Origin of the sequence: Streptomyces sp. NPDC049837, from assembly GCF_040674455.1 — a bacterium.
Classification (GTDB): Bacteria; Actinomycetota; Actinomycetes; order Streptomycetales; family Streptomycetaceae; genus Streptomyces.
The window spans coordinates 557,198-581,391 of the sequence record NZ_JBFAMP010000005.1 but is presented as its reverse complement, the minus strand read 5'-3'; the positions used below and the strand labels follow the sequence as shown (position 1 = coordinate 581,391).

Annotated in this window: 25 protein-coding genes; 10 read left to right on the top strand and 15 right to left on the bottom strand. The window is 70.7% G+C overall.

Features of this window, described 5'->3' with window-relative positions:
- Positions 1–12 precede the first annotated feature (12 nt).
- The 5 genes from AB0J57_RS17650 to AB0J57_RS17630 all read right to left on the bottom strand — a co-directional run bounded on the left by AB0J57_RS17650 (position 13) and on the right by AB0J57_RS17630 (position 5,012).
- Entirely contained in the window at positions 13–1,566 is a 1,554-nt protein-coding gene (locus tag AB0J57_RS17650) for an SCO6880 family protein (protein WP_366129070.1), read from the bottom strand.
- The gene (locus tag AB0J57_RS17645) at positions 1,563–2,918 is read right to left on the bottom strand and encodes a hypothetical protein (protein WP_366129069.1); all 1,356 of its coding nucleotides are present in this window, start codon (positions 2,916–2,918) and stop codon (positions 1,563–1,565) included. The genes AB0J57_RS17650 and AB0J57_RS17645 overlap by 4 nt, the downstream gene beginning before the upstream one ends.
- Positions 2,908–3,753 carry a hypothetical protein gene (locus AB0J57_RS17640; protein ID WP_366129068.1) on the bottom strand — a complete coding sequence of 282 codons (846 nt, stop codon included), beginning with the start codon at positions 3,751–3,753 and terminating at the stop codon, positions 2,908–2,910. The genes AB0J57_RS17645 and AB0J57_RS17640 overlap by 11 nt, the downstream gene beginning before the upstream one ends.
- A gap of 101 nt (positions 3,754–3,854) precedes the next feature.
- A complete protein-coding gene (locus tag AB0J57_RS17635) occupies positions 3,855–4,163 on the bottom strand; it encodes a hypothetical protein (protein ID WP_017945892.1) in 309 nt (102 codons plus the stop codon).
- A gap of 270 nt (positions 4,164–4,433) precedes the next feature.
- Entirely contained in the window at positions 4,434–5,012 is a 579-nt protein-coding gene (locus tag AB0J57_RS17630; protein WP_366129067.1) for a TetR/AcrR family transcriptional regulator, read from the bottom strand.
- 107 nt (positions 5,013–5,119) lie between these two features.
- Between AB0J57_RS17630 and AB0J57_RS17625 the strand changes: the two genes are divergently transcribed.
- The 4 genes from AB0J57_RS17625 (at position 5,120) to AB0J57_RS17610 (ending at position 8,792) form a co-directional block, all read left to right on the top strand.
- A complete protein-coding gene (locus AB0J57_RS17625) occupies positions 5,120–5,992 on the top strand; it encodes an NAD(P)-binding domain-containing protein (protein WP_366129066.1) in 873 nt (290 codons plus the stop codon).
- Between the two features lie 24 nt (positions 5,993–6,016).
- Entirely contained in the window at positions 6,017–6,802 is a 786-nt protein-coding gene (locus tag AB0J57_RS17620; protein ID WP_366129065.1) for an SAM-dependent methyltransferase, read from the top strand.
- An 83-nt stretch (positions 6,803–6,885) separates the two neighbouring features.
- On the top strand, positions 6,886–7,899 hold the full coding sequence (locus tag AB0J57_RS17615; RefSeq protein WP_366129064.1) for a bifunctional lytic transglycosylase/C40 family peptidase: 1,014 nt from the start codon (positions 6,886–6,888) through the stop codon (positions 7,897–7,899).
- A 167-nt stretch (positions 7,900–8,066) separates the two neighbouring features.
- Positions 8,067–8,792: a phosphatase PAP2 family protein gene (locus tag AB0J57_RS17610; protein WP_366129062.1), complete on the top strand. Its 726-nt coding sequence runs from the start codon at positions 8,067–8,069 to the stop codon at positions 8,790–8,792.
- 18 nt (positions 8,793–8,810) lie between these two features.
- On the opposite strand, the gene AB0J57_RS17605 is transcribed toward AB0J57_RS17610, so the two are convergent.
- On the bottom strand, positions 8,811–8,999 hold the full coding sequence (locus tag AB0J57_RS17605; protein WP_366129061.1) for a hypothetical protein: 189 nt from the start codon (positions 8,997–8,999) through the stop codon (positions 8,811–8,813).
- Between the two features lie 101 nt (positions 9,000–9,100).
- On the opposite strand from AB0J57_RS17605, the gene AB0J57_RS17600 reads away from it, so the two are divergent.
- Both AB0J57_RS17600 and AB0J57_RS17595 read left to right on the top strand, forming a co-directional pair.
- Positions 9,101–9,916: a hypothetical protein gene (locus AB0J57_RS17600; RefSeq protein ID WP_366129060.1), complete on the top strand. Its 816-nt coding sequence runs from the start codon at positions 9,101–9,103 to the stop codon at positions 9,914–9,916.
- Between the two features lie 85 nt (positions 9,917–10,001).
- Entirely contained in the window at positions 10,002–10,187 is a 186-nt protein-coding gene (locus tag AB0J57_RS17595) for a hypothetical protein (RefSeq protein ID WP_366129059.1), read from the top strand.
- A gap of 17 nt (positions 10,188–10,204) precedes the next feature.
- Here the strand turns inward: AB0J57_RS17595 and AB0J57_RS17590 are convergent, their stop codons facing one another.
- Entirely contained in the window at positions 10,205–10,549 is a 345-nt protein-coding gene (locus AB0J57_RS17590; RefSeq protein WP_366129058.1) for a metal-sensitive transcriptional regulator, read from the bottom strand.
- A gap of 195 nt (positions 10,550–10,744) precedes the next feature.
- Between AB0J57_RS17590 and AB0J57_RS17585 the strand changes: the two genes are divergently transcribed.
- Both AB0J57_RS17585 and AB0J57_RS17580 read left to right on the top strand, forming a co-directional pair.
- Positions 10,745–11,365: a DUF47 family protein gene (locus AB0J57_RS17585; RefSeq protein WP_366129056.1), complete on the top strand. Its 621-nt coding sequence runs from the start codon at positions 10,745–10,747 to the stop codon at positions 11,363–11,365.
- Positions 11,366–11,370: 5 nt separating this feature from the next.
- The gene (locus AB0J57_RS17580) at positions 11,371–12,369 is read left to right on the top strand and encodes an inorganic phosphate transporter (protein WP_366129055.1); all 999 of its coding nucleotides are present in this window, start codon (positions 11,371–11,373) and stop codon (positions 12,367–12,369) included.
- 133 nt (positions 12,370–12,502) lie between these two features.
- Here AB0J57_RS17580 and pstB read toward each other — a convergent pair whose 3' ends face one another.
- The 5 genes from pstB to AB0J57_RS17555 all read right to left on the bottom strand — a co-directional run bounded on the left by pstB (position 12,503) and on the right by AB0J57_RS17555 (position 18,047).
- On the bottom strand, positions 12,503–13,279 hold the full coding sequence (gene pstB, locus AB0J57_RS17575; protein WP_366129054.1) for a phosphate ABC transporter ATP-binding protein PstB: 777 nt from the start codon (positions 13,277–13,279) through the stop codon (positions 12,503–12,505).
- 21 nt (positions 13,280–13,300) lie between these two features.
- Positions 13,301–14,374 carry a phosphate ABC transporter permease PstA gene (gene pstA, locus AB0J57_RS17570; RefSeq protein ID WP_366129053.1) on the bottom strand — a complete coding sequence of 358 codons (1,074 nt, stop codon included), beginning with the start codon at positions 14,372–14,374 and terminating at the stop codon, positions 13,301–13,303.
- A complete protein-coding gene (gene pstC, locus AB0J57_RS17565) occupies positions 14,374–15,363 on the bottom strand; it encodes a phosphate ABC transporter permease subunit PstC (RefSeq protein ID WP_366129052.1) in 990 nt (329 codons plus the stop codon). Before pstC ends, pstA begins: the two co-directional genes overlap by 1 nt.
- A 110-nt stretch (positions 15,364–15,473) precedes the next feature.
- The gene (pstS, locus tag AB0J57_RS17560; RefSeq protein WP_366129051.1) at positions 15,474–16,604 is read right to left on the bottom strand and encodes a phosphate ABC transporter substrate-binding protein PstS; all 1,131 of its coding nucleotides are present in this window, start codon (positions 16,602–16,604) and stop codon (positions 15,474–15,476) included.
- Positions 16,605–17,090: 486 nt separating this feature from the next.
- The gene (locus AB0J57_RS17555; RefSeq protein WP_366129050.1) at positions 17,091–18,047 is read right to left on the bottom strand and encodes a peptidoglycan-binding protein; all 957 of its coding nucleotides are present in this window, start codon (positions 18,045–18,047) and stop codon (positions 17,091–17,093) included.
- A gap of 228 nt (positions 18,048–18,275) precedes the next feature.
- Here AB0J57_RS17555 and AB0J57_RS17550 point away from each other — a divergent pair, with 228 nt between their 5' ends.
- Complete coding sequence (locus tag AB0J57_RS17550; protein WP_366129049.1) at positions 18,276–19,484, top strand: GH25 family lysozyme; 1,209 nt, start codon at positions 18,276–18,278, stop codon at positions 19,482–19,484.
- A 38-nt stretch (positions 19,485–19,522) separates the two neighbouring features.
- Positions 19,523–20,545 (top strand): peptidoglycan-binding protein, encoded by a 1,023-nt coding sequence (locus tag AB0J57_RS17545; protein WP_366129048.1) that lies wholly within the window; start codon positions 19,523–19,525, stop codon positions 20,543–20,545.
- Positions 20,546–20,596: 51 nt separating this feature from the next.
- Here the strand turns inward: AB0J57_RS17545 and AB0J57_RS17540 are convergent, their stop codons facing one another.
- Genes AB0J57_RS17540 through AB0J57_RS17530 form a run of 3 tightly spaced genes read right to left on the bottom strand, consistent with a single transcriptional unit; the run spans position 20,597 to position 24,169 of the window.
- Positions 20,597–21,001 carry an NUDIX hydrolase gene (locus AB0J57_RS17540; protein WP_366129047.1) on the bottom strand — a complete coding sequence of 135 codons (405 nt, stop codon included), beginning with the start codon at positions 20,999–21,001 and terminating at the stop codon, positions 20,597–20,599.
- Positions 20,998–21,957 carry a CHAD domain-containing protein gene (locus AB0J57_RS17535; RefSeq protein WP_366129046.1) on the bottom strand — a complete coding sequence of 320 codons (960 nt, stop codon included), beginning with the start codon at positions 21,955–21,957 and terminating at the stop codon, positions 20,998–21,000. Before AB0J57_RS17535 ends, AB0J57_RS17540 begins: the two co-directional genes overlap by 4 nt.
- The gene (locus tag AB0J57_RS17530; protein ID WP_366129045.1) at positions 21,944–24,169 is read right to left on the bottom strand and encodes an RNA degradosome polyphosphate kinase; all 2,226 of its coding nucleotides are present in this window, start codon (positions 24,167–24,169) and stop codon (positions 21,944–21,946) included. Before AB0J57_RS17530 ends, AB0J57_RS17535 begins: the two co-directional genes overlap by 14 nt.
- Between the last annotated feature and the right edge of the window lie 25 nt (positions 24,170–24,194).

Genomic DNA, 24,194 nt, shown 5'->3' with positions numbered 1-24,194 from the left:
GATCAGGCGCCCCTATCGGCGGATGCCGGTCGCGAACGGCAACGTGTTCACAAAGGCCCGGTGGTGCTCGCGGTCGCACCACTCCAGCTTCAGATACGACTTGCCGGCCGAGGCCCTGATCGTCCGCTTGTCCCTGGCCAGGGCTTCGGGCGTACGAGACGACACAGTGATGTACCCGACGAGATTCACTCCTGCCGCGCCGCTGGCGAGATCTTCACCCCGCTGGTCGAGCCTGCCGTGGGCGGCGATGTCGCGCGGGTCGACGGTGCGGTTCAGCTTGGCGGCCCGGCTGGCCTCCGCCTCGTCGTTGGTCTTCTCGGTCAGCATGCGCTCGATGGCGACCTCGGTGGGCTCCAGGTCCATGCAGACGGCGACCGTGCGGATGACGTCGGGGGTGTGGACGAGGAGGGGCGCGAGGAAGTTGACGCCGACGGGCGTCATCGGCCACTCCTTCACCCAGGCGGTGGCGTGGCACCAGGGCGCGCGGGTCGACGACTCCCTCGTCTTCGCCTGGAGGTACGTCGGCTCGACGGCGTCCAGCTCGGCGGGCCAAGCGTTTCGTTTCGTCATCGCCTGGATGTGGTCGATGGGGTGGTCCGGGTCGTACATGGAGTGCACGAGGGACGCGAGCCGGGACTGCCCGAGGGGCTGCCGGACCCGGATGTCCGCCTCCGCCAGCCGGGCACAGATGTCGGTGAGCTCGCGGGCCATGACGACCGCGAGGCCGGCGTCCTTGTCGAGCTTGCGGCCGCCGGTGGCCTGGCGGGCGGCGCGGGCCATGGCGTGGGCCTCGGCGGCCAGTTCGCGGGTGTAGTGCATGCAGGCGACGAGGTACGCGCGGTGCTGCTCGCTGGAGGTCGACACCATGGACTGGAGCTGCTCGTAGGAGTCGCGGAGCCAGGCGGGGGCGTGGGGGTCGCCGCGCTGGGCGACGTCCTTGGCGTGGGCGTCGGGGTCGGCGGGGAGGGTGCGGGCGAGCATCTGGAGGCGGGTCACGAAGCCGTCGCCGTTGGCCACGTGCTTGAGGAGGGTGCCGAAACGGTCCACCAGGGCTTCCTGGTCCTCGCTGTCGCGCAGGCCGACGCCGGGGCCCTCGATCTCGATGGCGGCGGTGACGGTACGGCGGTCGGCGTGGAGCAGTACGGCGATCTCGTCGGGCCCGAAGGGCGCGGAGAGCCAGTTGATCCGGCCGATCCCGGGCGGCGGGCCCACCTCGACCTCACGGCCGTCGAGCCTGGTGCCCGCCTCCATGGCGGTGGAGCGGTAGGTGGTGCCCTGGCGGAGGGTGCGCTTGTAGGTGCGGTTGATCTCGAACCACTTGTAGAAGGTGCGGCCCTTGTACGGGACGTACACGGCGGCCAGCGCGAGCATGGGGAAGCCCATGAGCGTCACGATCCGCAGGGACAGGACGGGGACCAGCAGCCCGCTCATCATGCCGAGGAACGCGCCGGCGATGATCAGCGCGATCTCGCCGGTCTCGCGGTTCTTGCCGACGATCGCGTTCGGCCGGGCCCGGCCGATGAGATACGTGCGGCGGGGCGTGATCGGGTGGGACTGGGTCGTCAACGCCCTCCACCTCCTGTGTTTCCTGTGCTGCTGCCTGTGCCTGTGTTGCTCTTACGGTGGGTGTGCGGCGTGCCGCTCGTACCCGGGCTGCGGGGCGGGGGTGCGGCGGAGGGGACAGATCCGCCGCCGGCCCCGCCGGTGCCGCCGGATCCGCCTCCGGACGGCTGGTTGCGGGAGCTGTGGGCGGCGACGCCACCGGAGACGGCGTTCGCGGGCTGGGCGCTGCCCCCGCCCCTCTGGTGGCTCCGGCTGCTGTGGGTCTTGATGCCCTGCGAGACGAGCGCGGCCGGGGACGAGATGACGGCTGCCGCCTGGGCGCCGTCGGTGGCCTGCTTGCGGTTCGTACGGGCGGAGGCGATCTCGTCGCCGAAGCCGGGGACGAAGCGGTAGATCATCGCGGAGGCGAAGATGGCCAGCAGGATGATCGCGAGGCCGGACACGACGGCGGAGAAGGCGTCCGGCCCCTCCTCGGAGGACAGCGACCCGGCGAGGCCGAGGACGATGACGATGACCGGCTTCACCAGGATCACCGCGATCATGATCCCGGCCCAGCGGCGGACGTGGCCCCACATGTTCTTGTCGACCAGTCCGGCGTACACGACGGTGCCGAGCAGCGCGCCGACGTAGAGCAGGGCGGCCCGGATGACGAGCTCCAGCCACAGGATGCCGGCGGCGAGGATCGACACGAGCGACACGACGATCAGCATGATCGGCCCGCCGCCGATGCCCTCGCCCTTCTTGAGCGCCTCGGCGAACGTCCCGAAGAACACGTCCGTCTGCCCGCCGCTGCCGCTGGCGATCACCTCGGTGACGCCGTCGGTCGCGGAGACGACGGTGTAGAGGATGAGCGGCGTGAACGCGGACGCGAGCACGGTGAGCCACAGGAACCCGATGGCCTCGGAGATCGCCGTCGCCAGCGGCACGCCCCGGATGGCCCGCTTGGCGACGGCCAGCAGCCACAGGACGAGCGTCAGGACCGTGGAGGCGGCGAAGACGACGGCGTACTGCTTGAGGAACGTGGCGTTGGTGAAGTCCACCTCGGCGGTGCTCTTCACGGCCTCGCTGAGCTTGGTCACGATCCACGCGGCGGCGTCGGCGCAGCCGCGGGCGAGCGAGGCGAGCGGGTCGAGGGCGGTGGTGGGGTCGGCGGGGGTGGAGCGTCCGCCGGGGGCGGGGTCGCCTGTTTCGCACAGGTCGCGTGCGGGGCCGACGATGAAGTTGCAGTCTTCGTTGCTGGACGGCGAGGGCGACGGTGTGGGTGCCGCATGCGCGCCGGTAGCCAGCAGCATCACTGCCGCGGGTACGGCGGCCAGAGCCGAGGCGGCGCGCATCGCGCGAGGGCTACCGGGCATAGGTGAACCCTCCGAATTCCGTCACGGCCTTGGCGATCTCGTCGGCATTGGAGGCAGTGCGGTCGGCATTGACGGGAGCCGGGCCCTCCTTCTGGGAGAAGCTCTCGACCTTCCAGTCACCGCCCGACCACCGCAGCTTCAAGGTCATGGTGAACCAGTCGTTCGTCACCGGGCTGGTGGAGCCCACGCCGGCAGTGCCGAAAACGCCGGTGCACCACACCTCCACGGTTGCCGCGTCGGCTGACAGGTCGGCAACTTTGGTGCCCACCGGAGCCGTGCGGGAGACGTAGGTCATGCCCGGTGCGGCGTTGCCGTTGGCATCCAGGCCTACTTTGCTCAGGAACTCCTTGTTGTAGGCCTTGTCGAGGTTCGCCTCGAGCGCGCTGGCCCTGTCGGGGACGAACACCTGGCGCACGATGTCCCGGCGCCGGTCAGGTTTCAGGATGTCGGCGGAGACGAGCGCCACCGCGTAATTCGCCGCCGCGCTCTGTGCCCCCTGCTCGTCGTGCGCGTACCCCGACGGGATCGTGCCGTTCTTGCCCGTCACCGGCTTGACGCCCGTCGCGGCCGTCGGGGCGGCGGCGTCGCGGGCCGAGGGCGCGTCCGAGGAGGAGTCGTCGCCGCTTCTGTTCGCGAAGGCGATGGCGGCGATCAGCAGCACTACCACGCCCACCACCGTGATCAGCGAGCGCGAGTTGCGGGCCGGGCGGCGGGCGCCGCCGTAGACGCCGCCGTAGACGTCGCCGGCACCGCTGTCGGGCAGGCGGGTACGGGTCTGGCCCGTACCGCCCGCTCCCGTGCTGCTGGCGCCGTCGTGCTCGTCGCCGAGGCTCATGACGGGTACGCCCCCTCAACCGGTTGCTGATCTGTATGGTGACTGGACATCAGGTGACGCGCCTCAAGGGGAGAGCCGGGGGTGGAGCTGCTGACGGAGGGTTAGACGGCCATCCCGTACACGATGGTGAACAGCGTTCCCAGCGATCCGATGATGAAGACGCCGGTCAGGCCGGCCACGATCAGCCCCTTGCCCTGTTCGGCACTGAACGTGTCCCGGAGGGCGGTGGCGCCGATGCGCTGTTTGGCCGCTCCCCAGATCGCGATGCCGAGGCACAGCAGGATGGCCACGGCCATCACCACCTCGATCATCACGCGGGCCTCGTTCCCCAGGCTCCCGAAGGGCCCCCAGTTGGGGGCGATTCCGCCAATGATGGTGGTGATGTCGCCTTTTTCGGCCGCCAGGTACATGTAACTCACCGCCCCTGTTGGGTAGTTCGACACCCCTGCCCCATGGCACGGGTCACCGCACTATCTTCGCTGATGAAACCGCCCATGTGCGCCGACTTGGCTGGTCTCTTTACCCGATCCCCGCACCTTTGACCGGTCCGGGCGCCCTGACCTGCGCAGGCGGCGAATCGGGTGTGTGCGAGTGCGCGCATCGTCACTCTGTGTATCACGGAGGGTGACTCCGGGCAATGACTGTCGTTGGTGCACTCTTGGGGCGGAACGGACTCCCCGTCAGCGGTACGTGGCGACCAGCCGCGCGAGCTGGCGGCCCGCCTGGAGCAGGGGCTCCTCGCTGCGGGTGACCTGGGCCGTCACCTCGGCGCCCTCCAGGGTGCTGATCACCGTGCCGGCCAGTTCGCGGGCGTCGGCGGCGGCGAGGCCGGCGGCCAGCAGCTTGGCGGCGACGAGGTCCTGCCAGCTCCGCAGCGCGGCGGCGCACGCGCGCTGGATCTCGGAGTCGGTGCCCAGTGTCTCCAGGGCGGTGGCCGTGACCGGGCAGCCGTCCACCCAGCCCGACTCGCGCAGTGCCGTGGCGAGCAGGCGGGCGCAGGCGTCGACCGCCGCGGCGGGGTCGTCCTCGCTGTCCAGTGCCTCGCGCAGGAGCGCCGCGAACTCCTCGTCGCTGTGCTGGATGGCGGCGACGGCCACGGCCTCCTTACCGCCGGGGAAGAAGTGGTAGACGGAGCCGAGTGTGGCGTCCGCCTCCTTGGCGATCTGCTTGATGCCCGTGCCGACGTATCCCTGCCGCTGTACGAGGCGGGCGGCGGTGACGACGATCCGGTCGCGGGTGCCAAGGCTGCTGGTCTGCATGGGGCCGATCCTACCGAGCCATTGAGTAGAGCGTTCGTTCTAGGGCTGTGCTACGGTCGTGCCCACGCTCTAGATAGAGCGTTCGTTCTAGACGATGAGGAGATCTCATGCCCGCCCCCGTCACCGTCATCGGACTCGGCCCCATGGGCCACGCCATGGCGAGCACGTACCTCGACCACGGCCACCGCGTCACCGTCTTCAACCGCACAGCCTCCCGCGCCGACGCCCTCGTCGCGCGCGGCGCCCACCGTGCGGCGACCGTCGAAGAGGCCCTGACGGCCGCCGAACTCGTGGTGCTGAGCCTCACCGACTACGACGCGATGTACGCCGTACTGGGCGCCGCCGACCCCGCCGCCCTCTCCGGCCGCGTCCTGGTCAACCTCAGCTCCGACACCCCCGACAAGGCGCGCGCGGCCGCCGCCTGGGCTGCCGAGCGGGGTGCCGTCCAGCTCACCGGCGGCGTCCTGACACCGCCCTCGGGCATCGGCGACCCCGGCACCACGTCCACCTTCTACAGCGGCCCCCGCGAGGACTTCGACGCCCACCGCGCCACCCTGGAGGTGCTCACCGCCGCCGACTACCGGGGCGAGGACCCGGGCCTGGCCGCGCTGCTCTACCAGCTCAACATGACCATGTTCTGGACCGCCCTGACGAGCTATTGGCAGGCCGTCGCCATGGCCGACGCCCACGGGCTGAAGGCCGCCGACATCCTGCCCTTCGCGGTCGACGCGCTGAACCTGACGCAGTTCCTGGAGTTCTACACGCCCCGCGTCGACGCCGGCGACCACAGCGGCGACGTCGACCGGCTCGCCATGGGCGTGGCCAGCGTCGAGCACGTCCTGCACACCGCGAAGGACGCGGGCGTCGACGGGGCCCTCCCGGCCGCCGTGCTCGACATCTTCCGGCGCGGCGTCGCGGCCGGGCACGGCGCCGACAGCGCCTCCAGTCTCGTCGAGGTGCTGAAGAAGCCTGCCGCGTAAGGAGTTTGGCTCTACGTTGGTGCCGTGACCGACATCGAATCGAGGATCGACACCAGCCGGCCCCACACGGCCCGCATCTGGAACTACTGGACCGGCGGCAAGGACAACTATCCCGTCGACCGGGAGGCCGGCGACCGGATCAGGCAGCTCCACCCCGGGATCGGCGAGTACGCCCGCGCGGACCGGCTCTTCCTGGGGCGGGCCGTGCGGCACCTGGCGGCGGAGGAGGGCATCCGCCAGTTCCTGGACATCGGCACCGGCCTGCCCAGTGCCGACAACACCCACGAGGTCGCCCAGCGCGTCGCCCCGGACGCCCGCGTCGTGTACGTCGACAACGACCCGCTCGTCCTCGCCCACGCCCGCGCGCTCCTGGTCGGTACCCCCGAGGGCCGCACCGACTACCTGGACGCCGACCTCCGTGACGTCGACACCATCCTGGAGGCCGCCGCCAAGACCCTCGACCTGGACCGGCCGGTCGCGCTGATGCTGCTCGGCGTCGTCATCTTCATCGAGGACGACGCCGAGTCGTACACCGTCGTCCGCCGCCTCATGGACGCCCTCGCTCCCGGCAGCCACCTCGTGCTCTCCCACACCGTCGTCCACCCCTCGATGCCGGAGGTCGACGCGGCGGTCGCCTTCTGGAACGAGCACGGCACCCCGAAGCTCACCCAGCGCACCCCGGAGGCCATCACCCGCTACTTCGACGGCCTGGAGCTCCTCGAACCCGGCGTCGTCTCCTGCTCCCAGTGGCGCCCCGACACCCCGGCGGCCGAGGTCGCCATGTACGCGGGTGTCGGACGCAAGCCGTAGCGGCCGGATCAGCCCCTGACCGGGGCACCCGCCACTTACACTGTCGCTCGGTGGACTGCCATGTCGTTTAGGGGTGGTTGACGGTGCGTAAGGCGTGGCTGGTCGCCGGGGTGTCCGTAGGGGCGTGCCTGAGCTTCGTCGCGCTGCTCGTCGTCGGCACGTACTCCGCCGCCGCCGGGCTGCTCGGCGGGGCCGGGGGCGCCGCCCGCGGGGTCGTCGGGCTGGCGAAGGGGGCCGTGCCGGCGGCGTACCAGCCGCTCGTGCAGAGGTGGGGCAATCTGTGCCCGGCCATCAACCCCGCGCTGCTCGCCGCGCAGCTCTACCAGGAGAGCGGGTGGAACCCCAGGGCGGTGAGCCCCGCCGACGCGCGCGGCATCGCGCAGTTCATCCCCGGGACGTGGGCGACGCACGGCATCGACGGCGACAAGGACGGCGACCGGGACATCTGGGACCCGGCGGACGCCATTCCGTCGGCCGCCTCGTACGACTGCGAGTTGGCGGGGTACGTGAAGAACGTGCCCGGCGACCGGACGAACAACATGCTCGCCGCCTACAACGCCGGTGCGTACCGGGTGATAAAGGCCGGCGGGGTGCCCGGGATCAGCGAGACGCAGAACTACGTCCGGATCATCCGCACCCTGGAGAAGAGCTTCGCGCGGCCCGTCGGCCGGGTCGAGCCGTCCAGGCAGGCTGCCGGGGCGATCTACTTCGCGCAGAAGAAGCTCGGCACGCCCTATCTGTGGGGCGGGAACGGCACGCCCGAGCAGCAGGGGCGGTTCGACTGCTCGGGGCTGACGCAGGCCGCGTACCGGACCGTGGGGATCGAGCTGCCGCGCGTCGCCAACGACCAGTACAACGCCGGTCCGCACCCGTCGCGGGACGAGCTGCTGCCGGGGGATCTCGTTTTCTTCTCGGATGACTTGAACAATTCGCGTGCCATCCGCCACGTGGGGCTGTACGTCGGTGGCGGATACATGATCAACGCCCCGTACACCGGGGCCGTCATCCGCTTCGACAAGATCGATACGCCGGACTACTTCGGGGCCACACGCGTCACCGAGGATGGCGCGAAAGCGCTCCCCACGGCGCGGCCCTGAGCTGCGCGTACGCATCACTCTTCGATAACGTCATGGTGATCGTTCCGTGGAGAGTGGAACGTACCCCTCCTGTGGGTCGTTCCCTGGACTGACGATGACGACAATGACGGACGACGACACCAGACGACGACACTGACCGGGTGACACAAGGCAAGGGGCCGCAGCAGATGGCTGGACTCGCATCGGATGGTTCGAACCCCGATGTCGGCCTGCTCTACGACATCAACGGCCTGGCGAAGGACGCCCCTTCGTGGTTCGACCGTGTCATGGAGTTCACCGGCGAGTACGGGATCATGCTCGCGATGGTCCTGGTCGTTCTCTGGTGCTGGTGGAGCGTGCGCCGGCACGGCTCGGCCGAGGACTCGATCGCGGCCGTCGCGGGCCTGGTGTGGGCGCCGCTGGCCGCCGGAATCGCCCTCCTGGTCAACATCCCGATCCGCGGCTTCGTGGAGCGGCCCCGGCCGTTCCGCGACCACCAGGGCCTCGAAGTGCTGGTGCAGGGCAAGACGGACTTCTCGTTCGTGTCCGACCACGCCACCATGGCGATGGCCATCGGCGTCGGGGTCTTCGTCGCCAACCGCCGCTTCGGCCTCGCCGCGATCGGCCTCGCCCTCGTCGAGGGCTTCTGCCGCGTCTACATGGGCGTGCACTACCCGACGGACGTCGTCGGCGGCTTCGCCCTCGGTACGGCGGTGGCGCTGCTCCTCGCCCCGGTCGCGCTCGCGCTCCTGACGCCGCTGGTGTCGGCGGTGGCCCGCTCCGGGCGGGCCGGCCGGCTCGTACGGTCGCGCAAGGCGCCCGTGCGGGAGCGGCACGAGACGCTGGACATCCCCGAGTCCCAGCTCGGCTCCGGCTCCGCGTCCGGCTCGGACGAGAACGACCTGGCCGCCTAGGACCCGCCGGTCCCGGGCCTAGGCCCCCTGCGGCGGCTGCGCCATGTGCGCCGCCGCGTCCAGCCGCGCCCGGTCCCGCGAGCGTCTCGCGGGCCCCGCCCAGCCGCAGGTGCAGCGGGCGACGGCGAACGAACCCCGCTCGGTGGTCGTGGCGTCGTGGATGTTTCCGACGTCCGGGACGGCGGGCGTCTGGTCATGCGCGTGCACAGCTCCACGGTACCGGCGTGACGGTGCGCCCGTGCGGTCGTTATTCGAGGCGAGTGGGGGTCTCGGGCAGCCAGCGGCACAGTGTTGGGGGTTGGCAGGCGATGGTGGTGCAGCAGCATTGGCGCAGGAGCGGCGCGTTCGCCGTTGCGGCCGCCGTGGTGGGCGCGATGGTCACCGGATGTTCCGCGGCGGCCGACGCCTCGCCCGGTGTGGACCCGGGCGACGCGGTACGCGGGGCTCCCGACGCGCTGACGCGGGCGGGCACGTCCAAGGCGCGGACGTCCATGGAGATGGCGACCGGCGGGACGCGGGTCACCATCCGGGGCGAGGGCGCGTACGACTTCGTCAAGCGGCACGGGCAGCTCAAGGTCGTCCTGCCCGAGGACCCGTCCGGGGCGGACGGGCACCGCCCGATCACCGAGCTCCTCGCGCCCGGCGCGCTCTACATGAAGAACCGGGGCGCCGGCGTCCCCGCCGACAAGTGGGTCCGTGTCGACACCACCACCCTGGAGGACGGCAACCTCGTCACGGGCGGGGCCACCGATCCGGCGGCCGCCGCCGAGCTGCTGCGCGGCGCGCAGGACGTGACGTACGTGGGCGAGGAAGAGCTCGCGGGCGTGCCGGTCACCCACTACCGGGGCGTCAGCGACCTGGGGCGGGCCGCGCGGGCCGCCTCACCGCAGGTGCGCGGGGCGCTGGCGGCGGCGGCGAAAGGGTTCGCCAAGGACGCGGTTCCGTTCGACGCGTACCTGGACCGGGAGGGGCGGCTGCGCAAGGTGCGCCACCAGTTCAGCTTCGCCAACCAGGGGCGCACGGTCGCCGTCGCCTCGACGACGCTGCTGTACGGGTTCGGCGTCCCCGTCGTCGTACAACTGCCGCCGCGTGAGGACATCTACGCGGGCAAGGTCAAGGCCTGACCATCGCGAGAATGGTCCGGACGTGCCATGCGCGGTGCGTGCAGCGCTCCCTACGCTAGGAAGCCGACACCGGCAGGAAGAGGTGATGCGCGTGGCCCCGCCCACTCCGACGACAGTCCAGGACCACGTGGCCCTCGCCGAGATCGAGCTGTGCGGTGAGTTGATGATCGCGGCGTCCGCCGCGGACGGGGAGCGGCTCAGCGCGGACCTCATCGACGAGGTGCTGAAGGTCATACCCGAGGGGCGCGGCGGGTCTGCCGCGCCCCGGTGAGCGGCCGAGGGGGACGGTCAGGTCCGCATCATGCGGGCGATCGCCTTCGTCGCCTCCTCGACCTTCGCGTCGATCTCGTCACCGCCCTTGACGGCGGCGTCGGCGACGCAGTGGCGGAGGTGCTCCTCCAGGAGCTGGAGGGCGAAGGACTGCAGGGCCTTCGTGGACGCGGAGACCTGCGTGAGTATGTCGATGCAGTAGACGTCCTCGTCGACCATGCGCTGAAGGCCCCGGATCTGGCCCTCGATGCGGCGCAGACGCTTGAGGTGTTCGCTCTTCTGCTTGTGGTACCCGTGCACGCCGTGGTCGTGGTCCACGTCCTGCCCTTCGACCGGAAGGCCGGCCGCCTCGGTGGTCGTCATCGCGTCCTCCCGTTGTCACGTAAGGGGCATGTATACCCCTCATGGGTATATGGTACCGATCCTTGGCCGAAGGTGGCGGGGCCCGGTTCTGTTCACTGTGCCTGATGGGCGACACTGAATGACGCCGGTTAGCCGTGGCCGGATGATGCGCCTAGCATCAGCCTGACCGAAACCCATGCACCTAGAGGACCCCACGTGCGATTTCGTCTGACCCCCAGGGAGACGAGCTTCTACGACATGTTCTCCGCGTCCGCGGACAACATCGTCACGGGCTCCAAGCTCCTGATGGAACTGCTCGGAGCGGAACCCTCCGCCCGGGCCGAGATCGCGGAGCGGATGCGGGCAGCGGAGCACGCGGGCGACGACGCGACCCACGCGATCTTCCACCAGCTCAACTCCTCCTTCATCACGCCGTTCGACCGCGAGGACATCTACTCCCTCGCGTCGTCGCTCGACGACATCATGGACTTCATGGAGGAGGCCGTCGACCTCGTCGTCCTCTACAACGTGGAGGAGCTGCCGAAGGGTGTGGAGCAGCAGATCGAGGTGCTGGCGCGGGCGGCCGAGCTGACCGCCGAGGCGATGCCCCACCTGCGCACGATGGACAACCTCACCGAGTACTGGATCGAGGTCAACCGGCTGGAGAACCAGGCGGACCAGATCCACCGCAAGCTGCTCGCCCACCTCTTCAACGGCAAGTACGACGCCATCGAGGTGCTCAAGCTGAAGCAGATCGTGGACGTGCTGGAAGAGGCCGCCGACGCGTTCGAGCACGTGGCCAACACGGTGGAGACCATCGCGGTCAAGGAGTCCTGAGCTTCGTGGACACCTTCGCACTGGTCGTGACCATTGGTGTCGCGCTCGGCTTCACGTATACGAACGGCTTCCACGACTCGGCGAACGCCATCGCCACGTCCGTCTCCACCAGGGCGCTGACCCCGCGCGCGGCGCTCGCCATGGCCGCGGTGATGAACCTCGCCGGTGCCTTCCTGGGCAGCGGCGTCGCCAAGACCGTCAGCGAGGGCCTGATCGCCACGCCCCAGGGCCAGCGCGGCATGGGCATTCTCTTCGCGGCCCTCGTCGGCGCGATCGTCTGGAACCTGATCACCTGGTACTTCGGCCTGCCCTCGTCGTCCTCGCACGCGCTGTTCGGCGGCATGGTGGGCGCGGCGCTGGCGGGCGGTACGCAGGTCATCTGGTCGGGCGTCGTCGACAAGATCGTCATCCCGATGTTCATCTCGCCGGTGGTCGGCCTGGTGGTCGGCTACCTGGTGATGTGCGGGATCATGTGGATCTTCCGCAAGGCGAACCCGCACAAGGCCAAGCGGGGCTTCCGTATCGCGCAGACGGTCTCGGCGGCCGGCATGGCGCTCGGTCACGGCCTCCAGGACGCCCAGAAGACCATGGGCATCGTGGTGATGGCCCTGGTCATCGCCGACGTCGAGCAGGCCGGGGACCCCATCCCGGTGTGGGTGAAGGTCGCCTGCGCGGTGATGCTGTCGCTCGGTACGTACGCGGGCGGCTGGCGCATCATGCGGACGTTGGGCCGCAAGATCATCGAGCTGGACCCGCCGCAGGGGTTCGCCGCGGAGACGACGGGGGCGTCGATCATGTTCGGCTCGGCGTTCCTGTTCCACGCGCCGATCTCGACGACGCACGTCATCACGTCGGCGATCATGGGCGTCGGCGCGACGAAGCGGGTGAACGCGGTGCGGTGGGGTGTCGCGAAGAACATCATCCTGGGGTGGTTCATCACGATGCCGGCGGCGGCGCTGGTCGCGGCGGCGAGCTTCTTCGTGGTGCGGTTGTTCTTCGGGTGACGTTCTGGTCCGGGGGCTCTGCCCCCCGGACCCCCACGGCAGGTAAACGGATGGGCCCGCCCCCTGGGAGAAGGGGCGGGCCCTTTGCCTTGCGGTGGCACCGCCATGCAGCACCGCAAGGAGTTCCGGGTGACTATCCGAAGCGGCCGGAGATGTAGTCCTCGGTCGCCTGGACCGACGGGTTGGAGAAGATGCGCTCCGTGTCGTCGATCTCGACCAGCTTGCCCGGCTGGCCGACGGCCGCCAGGTTGAAGAAGGCCGTGCGGTCGGAGACGCGGGCGGCCTGCTGCATGTTGTGGGTGACGATGACGATCGTGAACCGTTCCTTCAGCTCGCTGATCAGGTCCTCGATGGCGAGCGTGGAGATCGGGTCGAGCGCCGAGCAGGGCTCGTCCATCAGCAGGACGTCCGGCTCGACCGCGATGGCGCGGGCGATGCACAGGCGCTGCTGCTGACCGCCGGAGAGGCCGGAGCCGGGCTTGTTGAGGCGGTCCTTGACCTCGTTCCAGAGGTTGGCGCCCTTGAGGGAGCGCTCGACGACCTCGGCCAGCTCGGCCTTCTTGTACTTGCCGTTGAGGCGCAGACCCGCCGCCACGTTGTCGAAGATCGACATCGTCGGGAAGGGGTTCGGGCGCTGGAAGACCATGCCGACCGTGCGGCGCACGGCGACGGGGTCGACGTCCCTGCCGTACAGGTTCTCGTCGTCCAGCATCACCTTGCCCTCGACGCGGCCACCGGGGGTGACCTCGTGCATCCGGTTCAGGGTGCGCAGGAAGGTGGACTTGCCGCAGCCGGACGGGCCGATGAAGGCCGTCACGGAGCGGGGCTCGACGGTCATGGAGATGTCGTCGATCGCCTTGTGGGAGCCGTAGTAGGCGGTGAGGCCGCTGACGTCGATTCGCTTGGCCATTTCAATCACTTCCAGGTGGCCTTAGCGGCCGGTCTTCGGGGCCTTCCAGCGGGCGATGCCGCGGGCCACCAGGTTGAGGAGCATGACGAAGGCGATCAGGACGAGGGCGGCGGCCCAGGCGCGGTCGTACGACGCCTCACTGCCGACCTTGTACTGCTCCCAGATGTAGAAGGGGAGCGAGGACTGGGCACCTTCGAAGGGGTTGGTGTTGATGAGCTGGCTGCCGAAGACCAGCAGCATGATCGGGGCGGTCTCACCGGCGATGCGGGCGATCGCGAGCATCACACCAGTGGTGATACCCCCGATCGCGGTGGGGATGACCACCTTGAGGATGACGCGCCACTTCGGTACGCCGAGGGCGAGCGCGGCCTCGCGCAGCTCGTTCGGCACGAGCTTGAGCATCTCCTCCGTGGAGCGGACCACGACCGGGATCATCAGGATCGCCAGCGCGAGCGCGCCCATCAGGCCGGACGGTGCCAGGCCCGCGATCAGCATGATCGAGAGGATGAACAGGCCGGCGACGATCGAGGGGATGCCCGTCATGACGTCGACGAAGAAGGTCACGGCCTTGGCGAGCGCGCCCTTGCCGTACTCGACGAGGTAGACGGCCGTCAGCAGGCCGATCGGCGCCGAGACGAGGGTGGCGAGGCCGACCTGCTCCAGCGTGCCGACCAGCGCGTGGTACACGCCGCCGCCGGCCTCGAAGCCGGGGACACCGGCCATCGAGTGGGTGAGGAAGTACCCGTCGAGGACCTTGATGCCCCGGCTGACCGTCACCCAGATCAGGGACAGCAGCGGTACGACGGCGAGGACGAAGCACACCCAGACGACGCTGGTGGCGAGCCGGTCCTTGGCCTGGCGCTGGTTCTCGACGACCGAGGTCGCCACGTAGGAGATGACGACGAACAGGGCGGCCGCGATCAGGCCCCACTGGATGCGGCTGTGCAGGCCGGTGGCCGTGCCGATGCCCACGCCGAGGGCGATGGACACGGCGGCGAAGCCGGCCGGCGCCCAGCGCGGCATACGGCGGTGGCTCAGGCTGTCGTGGCCCGGGCGGGCCTGGGTGGGGGCCGCGTCCTGGATTGCGTTGCTCATCAGGCGTTCGCCCCCGAGTACTCCTTGCGGCGCGCGATGATCAGGCGGGCCGCGCCGTTGACCAGCAGGGTGAGGACGAAGAGCACCAGGCCGGAGGCGATCAGCGCGTCCCGGCCGAGCTCATTGGCCTCGTCGAACTTCGCGGCGATGTTCTGGGCGAACGTACCGCCGCCCGGATTGAGCAGGTGCAGCGAGATCACGAAGCTCGGGGAGAGGACCGTCGCGACGGCCATCGTCTCGCCGAGCGCGCGGCCGAGGCCCAGCATCGAGGCGGAGATGACGCCGGAGCGGCCGAAGGGCAGCACGGAGAGGCGGATGACCTCCCAGCGGGTGGCGCCGAGGGCCAGGGCGGCCTCCTCGTTCATGCGCGGCACCTGGAGGAAGACCTCACGGCTGACGCTGGTCACGATCGGCAGGATCATGATCGCGAGCAGGATGCCGACGGTGAACAGGGAACGGGCGACGCCGACCTCGGTCTTCTCGAAGACGTACGTCCAGCCGAGGAACTGGTCCAGCCAGAGGTTCAGGCCCTCCAGGTACGGGACGAGGAAGAGGGCGCCCCAGATGCCGTAGATGATCGACGGCACGGCGGCCAGCAGGTCGACGACGTACGCCAGGGGCGCGGCCAGCCTGCGGGGCGCGTAGTGCGAGATGAACAGCGCGATGCCGACGGCGATCGGGACCGCGATCACCATCGCGATGATCGAGCTCACGACCGTGCCGAAGAGCAGGACCGCGATGCCGAAGACGGGCGGGTCGCCGGCCGGGTTCCAGTCGAAGGTGGTGAGGAAGTTGCCCTCGTTCTCGGAGAGGGCGAGGGAGGCGCGGTAGGTGAGGAACACGGCGATCGACGCCATGATCACCAGCAGCAGGATGCCCGAGCCCCGGGAGAGGCCGAGGAAGATCTTGTCGCCCGCGCGGCCGGTGGAGGTGCTGCCCGGCTTCCCGGCTACCGGCGGAGCCGGTGCGTTGTCAGTCGTTATAGCCATGATCTTTCCGGTCTGTGTGGGGGAAGTCCGCGGTGGCGGCTCCCCTGGCGGCGGTGCACCGGAGGGGTGGGGGCCGGCCCGGCGAGTGGCCGGGCCGGCCTTGCGTACGGTTACGACAGGCCGTTGACGGTCTCGCGGACCTTGGCGTTGATCTCGGCCGGGATCGGGGCGTAGCCGGCGTCGGACAGCACCTTCTGGCCCTCCTCCGAGGAGGTGTAGGTCAGGAAGGACTTGACGGTGCCGAGGGTGTCGGCCTTGTTGCCCTTGTCGCAGACGACCTCGTAGGTCACCAGGACGATCGGGTACGCGCCCTCGGCCTTGGTGGTGTAGTCGAGGTCGAGCGCCAGGTCCTTGCCGGTGCCCTTCACCTTGGCGGCGGCGATGGCCTTGGAGGCGTTCTCCGAGGTGGCCGCGACCGGGGCGGAGGCGCCGGTGTTGATCTGGACGGTCGGGATGTTCTGCGAGGTGGCGTAGCTCAGCTCGAAGTAGCCGATGGCGCCCTCGGACTGCTTCACCTGGGCGGCGACGCCGGAGGAGCCGGACGCGGCCTGGCCGCCGGGGGCGGGCCACTTCTTCTCGGCCTCGTAGGGCCAGTCCGCCTTGGCGGCCTTGCCGAGGTACTTGCCGAGGTTCTGGGTGGTGCCGGAGTCCTCGGAGCGGTGGAAGGCCTGGATCGCGGTGCTCGGGAGCTTGGCGTTCGGGTTGAGCTTGGCGATCGCCGGGTCGTCCCACTTCTTGATCTTGTCGTTGAAGATCTTGGCGATGGTGGGGGCGTCGAGGACGAGGTCCTTCACGCCGGGCAGGTTGTAGCCGATGGCGATCGGGCCGCCGACCATCGGGAGGTTGATGCCCTGGCCGGTCTTGCAGATCTTCTTGGACTCGGCGACCTCGTCGGGCTTCAGCGCGGAGTCGGAGCCGGCGAAGCCCACGGTGCCCTGGTTGAAGGCGATGATGCCCTCACCGGAGGAGGAGGACTTGTAGTTGATCTCCACGCCGGGGCAGGCGGCCATGTAGTTCTTGACCCACAGGTCCATGGCGTTCTTCTGCGCGGACGAGCCGGAGGCCAGGAGCTGGCCCTTGGCGTCGTCGCACTTGATGTTCGAGGTGGCCCCGGTCTTCTTGCCGCCGTCGGCCGCGCCCGTGTTGTCGTCCGAACCACACGCCGTGAGGACCAGGGCGCCGGAGACGGCGAGGGCGCCGAGCGCGGTGGCGCGAAGCCCGTTCTTGCGCTGAAGCTTCACTTTCGGGTGTTCCTTCCAGAAGCCGCCGGTCCGTGGTGGTGTCGTACGGCGGCGTGTGTCGGGGAGTAGGTGGTGGGCGGCGCGCTGTACGGAGCGGTGCCGTTCACCGGGTAATGCCGAAATTAGGCAGAACAGGTGACGTGGCCGACGGGGGAGAGTGAACGGCAGGTGAACCGTGACGGAAGCCGTGGTGAGCCCATTGTCGTGCGCGCGACGCCCCCGGGCCGGGGCCTCTTGTGCGGGGGCGCGGCGGTGTGCTGCGGGCCGGGCAGGGCGGCGGGACGCGGTGGAACGGGGTCGTACGCCGGTGCGCGCCCGGCCCGGTGCCGCACCTGGGCCACCCCCGTGGGTGGCGGATGCGGAGGCCCGGATTAGCCCGGAGGGGTGAGGGGGCGGTGCCCGCCGGTGCGGGGGCGGGCCCTGGTGTCCGGGGGCCCGGCAGGGGGCGCCCTGCCGGGACGGGGGCCGGGGCCTACGGGGTGGGGCTTACGGGGTGGGGGTGGAGCGGATCGGTGGGAGCTGGGCGGACATCAGGGTGCGCCAGGTGTCCTCGCGGGCTTCGCCGGTGACGGGCAGGCCGTGGGTGCGCTGGAACGTCTCCAGCGCGTGACGCGTCGCCGCGGTGAACCTGCCGGTGACATCGGTCGGCTGCCCCGCGTTGGTGAGCAGGCACTGGATGGCCTCGACCGAGGGGCCCTGGGACCGGGAGTCGACCGCCGTGATCAGCACGGGCCAGGTACGGGGCCCCACCTTGCCGTCGGGGACCAGACCCCGCGACGTCTGGAACCGCTTCACGGCCGCCGTCGTCCGCTTCCCGAAGATGCCGTCCGCCTCCACGTCGTAGCCGTGTGCCCGCAGCAGGTACTGCACGGTGCGGGCCTCCCAGTACCGGTCGCCCTCCTGGGCCAGCGGCCAGCCCGAGGTGCCCGAGGTGCCGGAGGCGGTGGGGCGCGGGGCCTCGGGGGTCTCGTCGCCGCCCCGGGCCGATGAGGTGGTCCACCACACGCCGAGGCCGATGAACAGGACGCACAGCACGCAGCTCAGTACGACGGCCGGTAGGCGCCCGGACGACGCGGCGGCAGGGGCGCCGCCGTCGCCGGGAGGCGTGCTCAGGGAGACGGGCTCCAGCTCCTCCGTCCGCGTGCGTTTCCTCGCCGGCGCCGTGTTCGCGGCGGCGTCCAGCAGCGCGCGCGCCCGGTCCAGGTCGGCGGCCGGGGCGTTCAGGCGCGTGTGGAGGAGCTGGACGACCCGCGGCGGCGCGGTCGAGGAGTGCCGGGGGTTGAGGTAGCGGGACAGCGTCGTCTGGTCCACGCCCACGTACGCGGCGAGCGTCTGCTGGGTGGGCTTGTCGCGGCCGTCCCGCGCGGAGTCGTCCCACCAGCTCCGCAGCAGTTGCGCCAGGGCCGCCCCTGGCCGTTCCTCGTCCCGGGCTGTTGCGTTCAAGGTTCCCCCCTTGATCGTTCTGTGCATAAGCGCTGGTCAAAGCGCTGCATAGGGCCGATGCATGAGACGCATCAACCTGCATGGGCAGATGCTACTGAGCGTCCGTGATCTTGCTGCAAGGTGAGGAGCGCGGCGGCAGGACGGCCCCGCCCCACCCCTCTCTCCACTCCCCGGTACCGGGCTGCTTCGGCCTGTGCTTTGCCACTCCACGAAGGGATGAAGATCACTTTGTCGACGTCACGTGTACGAGGACGCCTGGCCCGTGCGACCGCTGCTCTGGCCGCGGCGGTCGGTGCCCTCGGTGTCCTGCCCGCGCCCGCACAGGCGGCGGCGCCCTCCGCCTTCCCCGTCGTCGGTGTGGACACCAGCCACTACAACCACGGGAAGGCGGAGCAGACGCCCATCGACTGGCCGCTCGTCGCCAAGACGAACAGCTTCGCCTTCATGAAGGCCACGCAGGGCACGACGTACCAGGACAAGTGGTTCCAGCGGGACTTCGCGGCCGCGTCGAAGACGTCGCTGCTGCGCGCGCCGTACCACTTCTTCGACCCGAAGAGCACGACGGACGGGCTCGCCCAGGCGCGGCACTTCGTCACGACCGCCCGCGCGGCCGGCTACCAGGGCAACCGTGCGGGAGAACTGCCGCCGGTGCTCGACGTGGAGATGGTGCAGCGGAACGGCAAGGAGGTGTGCCCGCCGGAGCTGCGCGCCGATCAGCTCAAGGTGTTCCTCGACGAGCTCCGCAAGTCCTTCGGCGTCACGCCGATCGTCTACACCCGCGCCTCCTTCGTGAACGAGTGCATGGGCGGCAAGGGCGGTGTGTTCGCCGGGTATCCGCTGTGGCTGGCGCGGTACGAAAGCGGCGCCACCGAGCCGCAGCCGGTGCCGGGCGCCGGGGCGTGGACGTTCTGGCAGCACACCGAGAAGGGGACCACGCCCGGCATCCCCGGCGTGGGCGACCGCAACGTCTTCCGCGGCAGCCTCGCCGACCTGCGGGCCATGACGACCGGTACGTGGAAGCCGCCGCAGTACGACCAGTGGCCCGTGCTGCGTGCCGGGAACAGCGGCGTGGACGTGACCACCCTCCAGCTCCTGCTGTCCGCGAAGGGCCACACCACCGAGGCGGACGGCGCCTACGGCCCGGCTACCGAAACGCAGGTGAAGGCGTTCCAGCGGAGCGCCGGGCTGGAGGCCGACGGCATCGTCGGCGCCCACACCTGGGACGCCCTCGTGCCGACGCTGACGACCGGTGCCGGCGGCAAGGCCGTGGAGGCGCTCCAGCACCAGCTCACCGCCGCCGGCCACGCGGCCGAGGTGGACGGCGCGTTCGGAGCCGGCACGGAGGCCGCCGTCAAGGCCTTCCAGAAGTCCGCCGGACTCACCGCCGACGGTGTCGCCGGCCCCCTGACCTGGCGGGCGCTCCTCGCCCGCGCCTGAACTTCCCCGTACAAACGACACATCCCAAGGAGTCACCCATGTCCATGAACCGCACCGCGCGCCTGATCACCGTCGTCGCCGCCGCGACCGCCCTCGCCGCGCCCCTCGCCACCGCCGCCCAGGCGGCGCCCGTCGCACAGCCCGCCACGGCCGTCACCGCCGCCGTACAGGCCGCCGCCGCTGCCGCCGTCAGTGGGCCGATCCTCAACGAGGGCGACACGGGAGCCGAGGTCAACGCGCTCCAGCACCTGCTCATCTCCCACGGCCAGACCCTGGACGTGGACGGCCAGTTCGGCCCGGCCACCGAAGCCAAGGTGAAGGCCTTCCAGCAGGCGAAGGGCCTCACGGCGGACGGCATCGTCGGCCCGCAGACCTGGTCCGAGCTGGTGACCGTTCTCAAGCCCGGCGCGAACGGCCCGGCCGTCAAGGCCGCGCAGACCCTGCTGGTCGCGCGCGGTCACAAGCTCACCGTGGACGGCGCGTTCGGCGCCGGTACGGAGGCCGCCGTCAAGAGCTTCCAGAAGTCCGCCGGGCTCGCCGCCGACGGCGTCGTCGGCCCGCAGACCTGGTCGAAGCTGCTGGGCGGCGGAGGCGGAACGCCCGGCAACGGCGACCGCGCCTCGATCGCCCAGCAGATCGTGGCCAACAAGGCCTTCTCCTTCGCCACCACCCACGTCGGCGGCAAGCACGTTCAGTCCAGTGCCCGCAACAACATCGTCGACACCGCCAACGGCCTGGGCGCGATGACCAGCCCGTGGGGTCACGTGCCCAACCGCCGGGTGCCGCTCGACACCCGCATGCTGAGCGGTCTTCTGAAGCTCAACACGCAGTACGGCTTCCGCATCGGGGTGTCGGAGTTCGTCGGCGGCGAGCACAGCGCGGGCTCCCGGCACTACAGGGGCCTCGCCGTGGACATCAACTACATCAACGGGATCCACGTCGGCAACAAGGGCTCGCAGCACAAGGCCGTGGAGGCGGCCTGCAGCAAGCTCGGTGCCGATCAGATCCTCGGCCCCGGCGACCCGGGCCACGACACGCACGTCCACTGCGCCTGGAAGTAGGACCAACCGCCCGGCCGCACCCGCATACCCCGGTGTGCGGGTGCGGCCGGGTCAGTCCGTCGCCGTCGTGGCGAGGAACGCCGCCACGATCTCCTTGTCCTGGTCGTACGTGAGGCGCGCCCGGGCGTCGGTGGGGGACAGCCAGTCCAGCCGGTCCACCTCGTGGTTGGGCTCGAAGGCGCCGCCGGTCGCCTCGGCCGCCCAGTAGCGGACCTCCTTGGCGCGGCCGTCGGCGACCTCGTACCGGGCAGTGGGAAGCTCGGCGCCCAGGGTGCACGTCATGCCGGTCTCCTCCAGCACTTCGCGGAGGGCCGCCTCCCGTGCGTCCTCGGCGTCCTCCAGCTTGCCCTTCGGCAGCGACCAGTCGGCGTGCTTGTGGCGGTGGATCACCGCAAGCTCGATCCCCTCCCCGGAGGGGGAGCGGCGCCACAGCACGCAGCCGGCGGCGCGGATCACGTCGTCACCGCCGTACGCCGCCAGGCGTGGTGGAAGGCGTGCCGGGCCGCTTCCACGTCGTGTCGCTGGTCCGCGTGCAGGACACCGAGCGCGTACGCCGTCGCGGGGGCGATGCGCGGCGTCCGTGCGGCGGTCGCGGCGGCGGCGGCCGCCTCGGCGGCGTCCCGGTGGCGGTCCAGCGCCCGGCCCGCCTCGTACAGCACGGGCTCCGTGCCCCGGACCTCGCCCGCGTACCGGTGCAGCCGCAGCAGGAGCCGCACCTGGTGCCACGGCCCGTCGAGCTGCTCACCGCCCACCGCCGGGGCCATCGGGAGGGCCGCCACCGCGTCCAGCAGGCGCCGCTCGACGACCTCCGCGGGCGGCCCGAGCACCTCGGCGGCCGGCGCGGCCGCGGCGGGGCCCAGCGGTACCTCCGAGGCGAGCAGCGCGACCGCGTCGGCGACCGCGTGGAACCGGGACGAGCCCAGCGCCTGGAGCGCGGCCGAGTGGGCGCGGGTCCGGGCCAGGGTGAGCTGCCGCTCCAGCAGCGCCCCCGCCCGCGCCGCGCCCACGGCCAGGGCTTCCGCGCCGGAGCCACCGGAGCCGCCCGAGCCGCCGCGCCTGGCCGCCGGGACGGTCGCCGCGCCGCCCGTGAGCCGGGCCAGCGCGTCGACGAGCCGGACGAGCCGTGACGTACAGGCGTGCTCGGCCGCCAGGGTGCCCGACAACCACGCCAGCTCCGTACGCAGTTGGTCCGCCCAGGCGGCGTCCAGCAGCGGCCGGAAGGTGTGCAGCGTGCCGCTGATGCGGCGGGCGGCGGCGCGCAGTGCCCGGGTGGCGTCCTCGGAGCCCGCCGTGTCCGCGCCGCACTCGCCGTGGAGCCGCAGGCTGCGGAGGAAGTCCGCCGCCCTGGCGTGGAGGTAGGGCGCCAGGACCTCGCCCGCGGAACCGGCCGGGATGTGGTCAGGGTTGAGCACGTCGGCGCCTCCGCGCGTCGATCAGCATCTGCTGGACGTGCCGCAGCGGCTGGCCGTCCTGGTCCGTCGCGTGGCGCGTCCATTCCCCGTCCGGGCCGAGGTGCCAGGAGGAGGTGGTGTCGGCCATGCCGGTGTCCAGCAGTTGGTTGAGGGCCGCGCGGTGGGCCGGGTCGGAGACCCGTACCAGCGCCTCTATGCGGCGGTCGAGGTTACGGTGCATCATGTCGGCGCTGCCGAACCAGACTTCGGGCTCACCGCCGTTCCCGAACGCGAAGATCCGGGAGTGTTCCAGGAACCGTCCGAGGACCGAGCGGACCCGGATGTTCTCCGACAGGCCCGGCACCCCCGGCCGTACGGCGCAGATGCCGCGCACCCAGATGTCCACCGGCACGCCTGCCTGCGAGGCCCGGTAGCAGGCGTCGATGACGGCCTCGTCGACCATCGAGTTGACCTTGATGCGGACGTAGGCGGGCCGCCCGGCACGGTGGTGGACGACCTCCTTGTTGATCCGTGAGATCAGGCCGTCCCGCAGCGACTTGGGCGCGACGAGGAGGCGGCGGTACGTCTCGCGGCGCGAGTAGCCCGACAGCCGGTTGAACAGGTCGGACAGGTCGGCGCCGACCTGCGGGTCGGCGGTCAGCAGGCCGAGGTCCTCGTACAGCCGGGCGGTCTTGGGGTGGTAGTTGCCGGTGCCGACGTGGCTGTAGCGGCGCAGCGTCTCGCCCTCCTGGCGGACGACGAGCGACAGCTTGCAGTGGGTCTTCAGGCCGACGAGCCCGTACACGACGTGGCAGCCCGACTCCTCCAGCTTGCGCGCCCACTTGATGTTGGCCTGCTCGTCGAAGCGGGCCTTGATCTCGACGAGGACGAGGACCTGCTTGCCGGACTCGGCGGCGTCGATGAGCGCGTCGACTATCGGGGAGTCGCCGGAGGTGCGGTACAGGGTCTGCTTGATCGCCAGGACGTCGGGGTCGCCGGCCGCCTGCTCCAGGAAGGCCTGGACGGAGGTGGAGAACGAGTCGTAGGGGTGGTGCAGCAGCACGTCCCGCTCGCGCAGCGCGGCGAAGATGTCGGGCGCGGAGGCGGACTCGACCTCGGCCAGGTCGCGGTGCGTCCCGGCGACGAACTTGGGGTACTTCAGCTCGGGCCGGTCCAGGGCGGAGATCCCGAACAGGCCGGTCAGGTCCAGCGGGCCGGGCAGCGGGTAGACCTCGGCGTCGGAGACCTTCAGCTCGCGCACGAGCAGGTCGAGGACGTACGGGTCTATCGACTCCTCGACCTCCAGGCGCACCGGCGGCCCGAAGCGGCGCCGCATGAGCTCCTTCTCCAGGGCCTGGAGGAGGTTCTCGGCGTCGTCCTCCTCGACCTCCAGGTCCTCGTTCCTGGTCACCCGGAACATGTGGTGCGCCAGCACCTCCATGCCCGGGAACAGCTCCTCCAGGTGCGCGGCGATGACGTCCTCCAGTGGGACGTAGCGCTGCGGGGACGCTTCGAGGAAGCGGGAGAGGAGCGGCGGAACCTTCACGCGTGCGAAGTGGCGGTGGCCGCTGACGGGGTTGCGCACGACGACGGCCAGGTTGAGGGAGAGGCCGGAGATGTACGGGAAGGGGTGCGCGGGGTCGACGGCGAGCGGGGTGAGGACCGGGAAGATCTGCTGGCGGAACAGCGTGAAGAGCCGCGCCTGCTCCTTCTCGGTCAGCTCGGGCCAGCGGATGAGGTGGATGCCCTCGTCGGCCAGGGCCGGGGCGATGTCCTGCTGGAAGCAGGCCGCGTGCCGGGCCATGAGCTCCCGGGAGCGGGTCCAGATCAGGTCGAGGACCTCGCGGGGCTGGAGGCCGGACGCGGAGCGGGTGGCCACACCGGTGGCGATCCGGCGCTTGAGGCCGGCGACCCGGACCATGAAGAACTCGTCCAGGTTCGAGGCGAAGATCGCGAGGAAGTTCGCTCGTTCGAGGAGGGGCGTCGCCGGGTCCTCGGCAAGCTCCAGCACCCGTTCGTTGAACGCCAGCCAGCTTCGTTCCCGGTCCAGGAACCGGCCGGCGGGCAGTTCGGCGCCGGTGCCGTCCTCTTCGTACGAGTCGAGATCGGCGTCGAGATCCCGCGCCAGATCGGACACGGGCACGTGCGCCACGGTGTGCGGCCGGTGCGCGGCTATGGAGCCGACGGACGGCTGGGAGTGCGGGACCTGGACCTCGGCGGGCTGCTGGCTCATGGCACCATTCTTCCGCGCGATGGGC

Coding starts and splice junctions, on each gene's coding strand:
- AB0J57_RS17645 (WP_366129069.1), bottom strand. CDS start 2,918: ATGCCCGGTAGCCCTCGCGCGATGCGCGCCGCCTCGGCTCTGGCCGCC.
- AB0J57_RS17640 (WP_366129068.1), bottom strand. CDS start 3,753: ATGAGCCTCGGCGACGAGCACGACGGCGCCAGCAGCACGGGAGCGGGC.
- AB0J57_RS17635 (WP_017945892.1), bottom strand. CDS start 4,163: ATGTACCTGGCGGCCGAAAAAGGCGACATCACCACCATCATTGGCGGA.
- AB0J57_RS17630 (WP_366129067.1), bottom strand. CDS start 5,012: ATGCAGACCAGCAGCCTTGGCACCCGCGACCGGATCGTCGTCACCGCC.
- AB0J57_RS17625 (WP_366129066.1), top strand. CDS start 5,120: ATGCCCGCCCCCGTCACCGTCATCGGACTCGGCCCCATGGGCCACGCC.
- AB0J57_RS17610 (WP_366129062.1), top strand. CDS start 8,067: ATGGCTGGACTCGCATCGGATGGTTCGAACCCCGATGTCGGCCTGCTC.
- AB0J57_RS17600 (WP_366129060.1), top strand. CDS start 9,101: ATGGTGGTGCAGCAGCATTGGCGCAGGAGCGGCGCGTTCGCCGTTGCG.
- AB0J57_RS17595 (WP_366129059.1), top strand. CDS start 10,002: ATGCGCGTGGCCCCGCCCACTCCGACGACAGTCCAGGACCACGTGGCC.
- AB0J57_RS17590 (WP_366129058.1), bottom strand. CDS start 10,549: ATGACGACCACCGAGGCGGCCGGCCTTCCGGTCGAAGGGCAGGACGTG.
- pstB (WP_366129054.1), bottom strand. CDS start 13,279: ATGGCCAAGCGAATCGACGTCAGCGGCCTCACCGCCTACTACGGCTCC.
- pstA (WP_366129053.1), bottom strand. CDS start 14,374: ATGAGCAACGCAATCCAGGACGCGGCCCCCACCCAGGCCCGCCCGGGC.
- pstC (WP_366129052.1), bottom strand. CDS start 15,363: ATGGCTATAACGACTGACAACGCACCGGCTCCGCCGGTAGCCGGGAAG.
- AB0J57_RS17545 (WP_366129048.1), top strand. CDS start 19,523: ATGTCCATGAACCGCACCGCGCGCCTGATCACCGTCGTCGCCGCCGCG.
- AB0J57_RS17530 (WP_366129045.1), bottom strand. CDS start 24,169: ATGAGCCAGCAGCCCGCCGAGGTCCAGGTCCCGCACTCCCAGCCGTCC.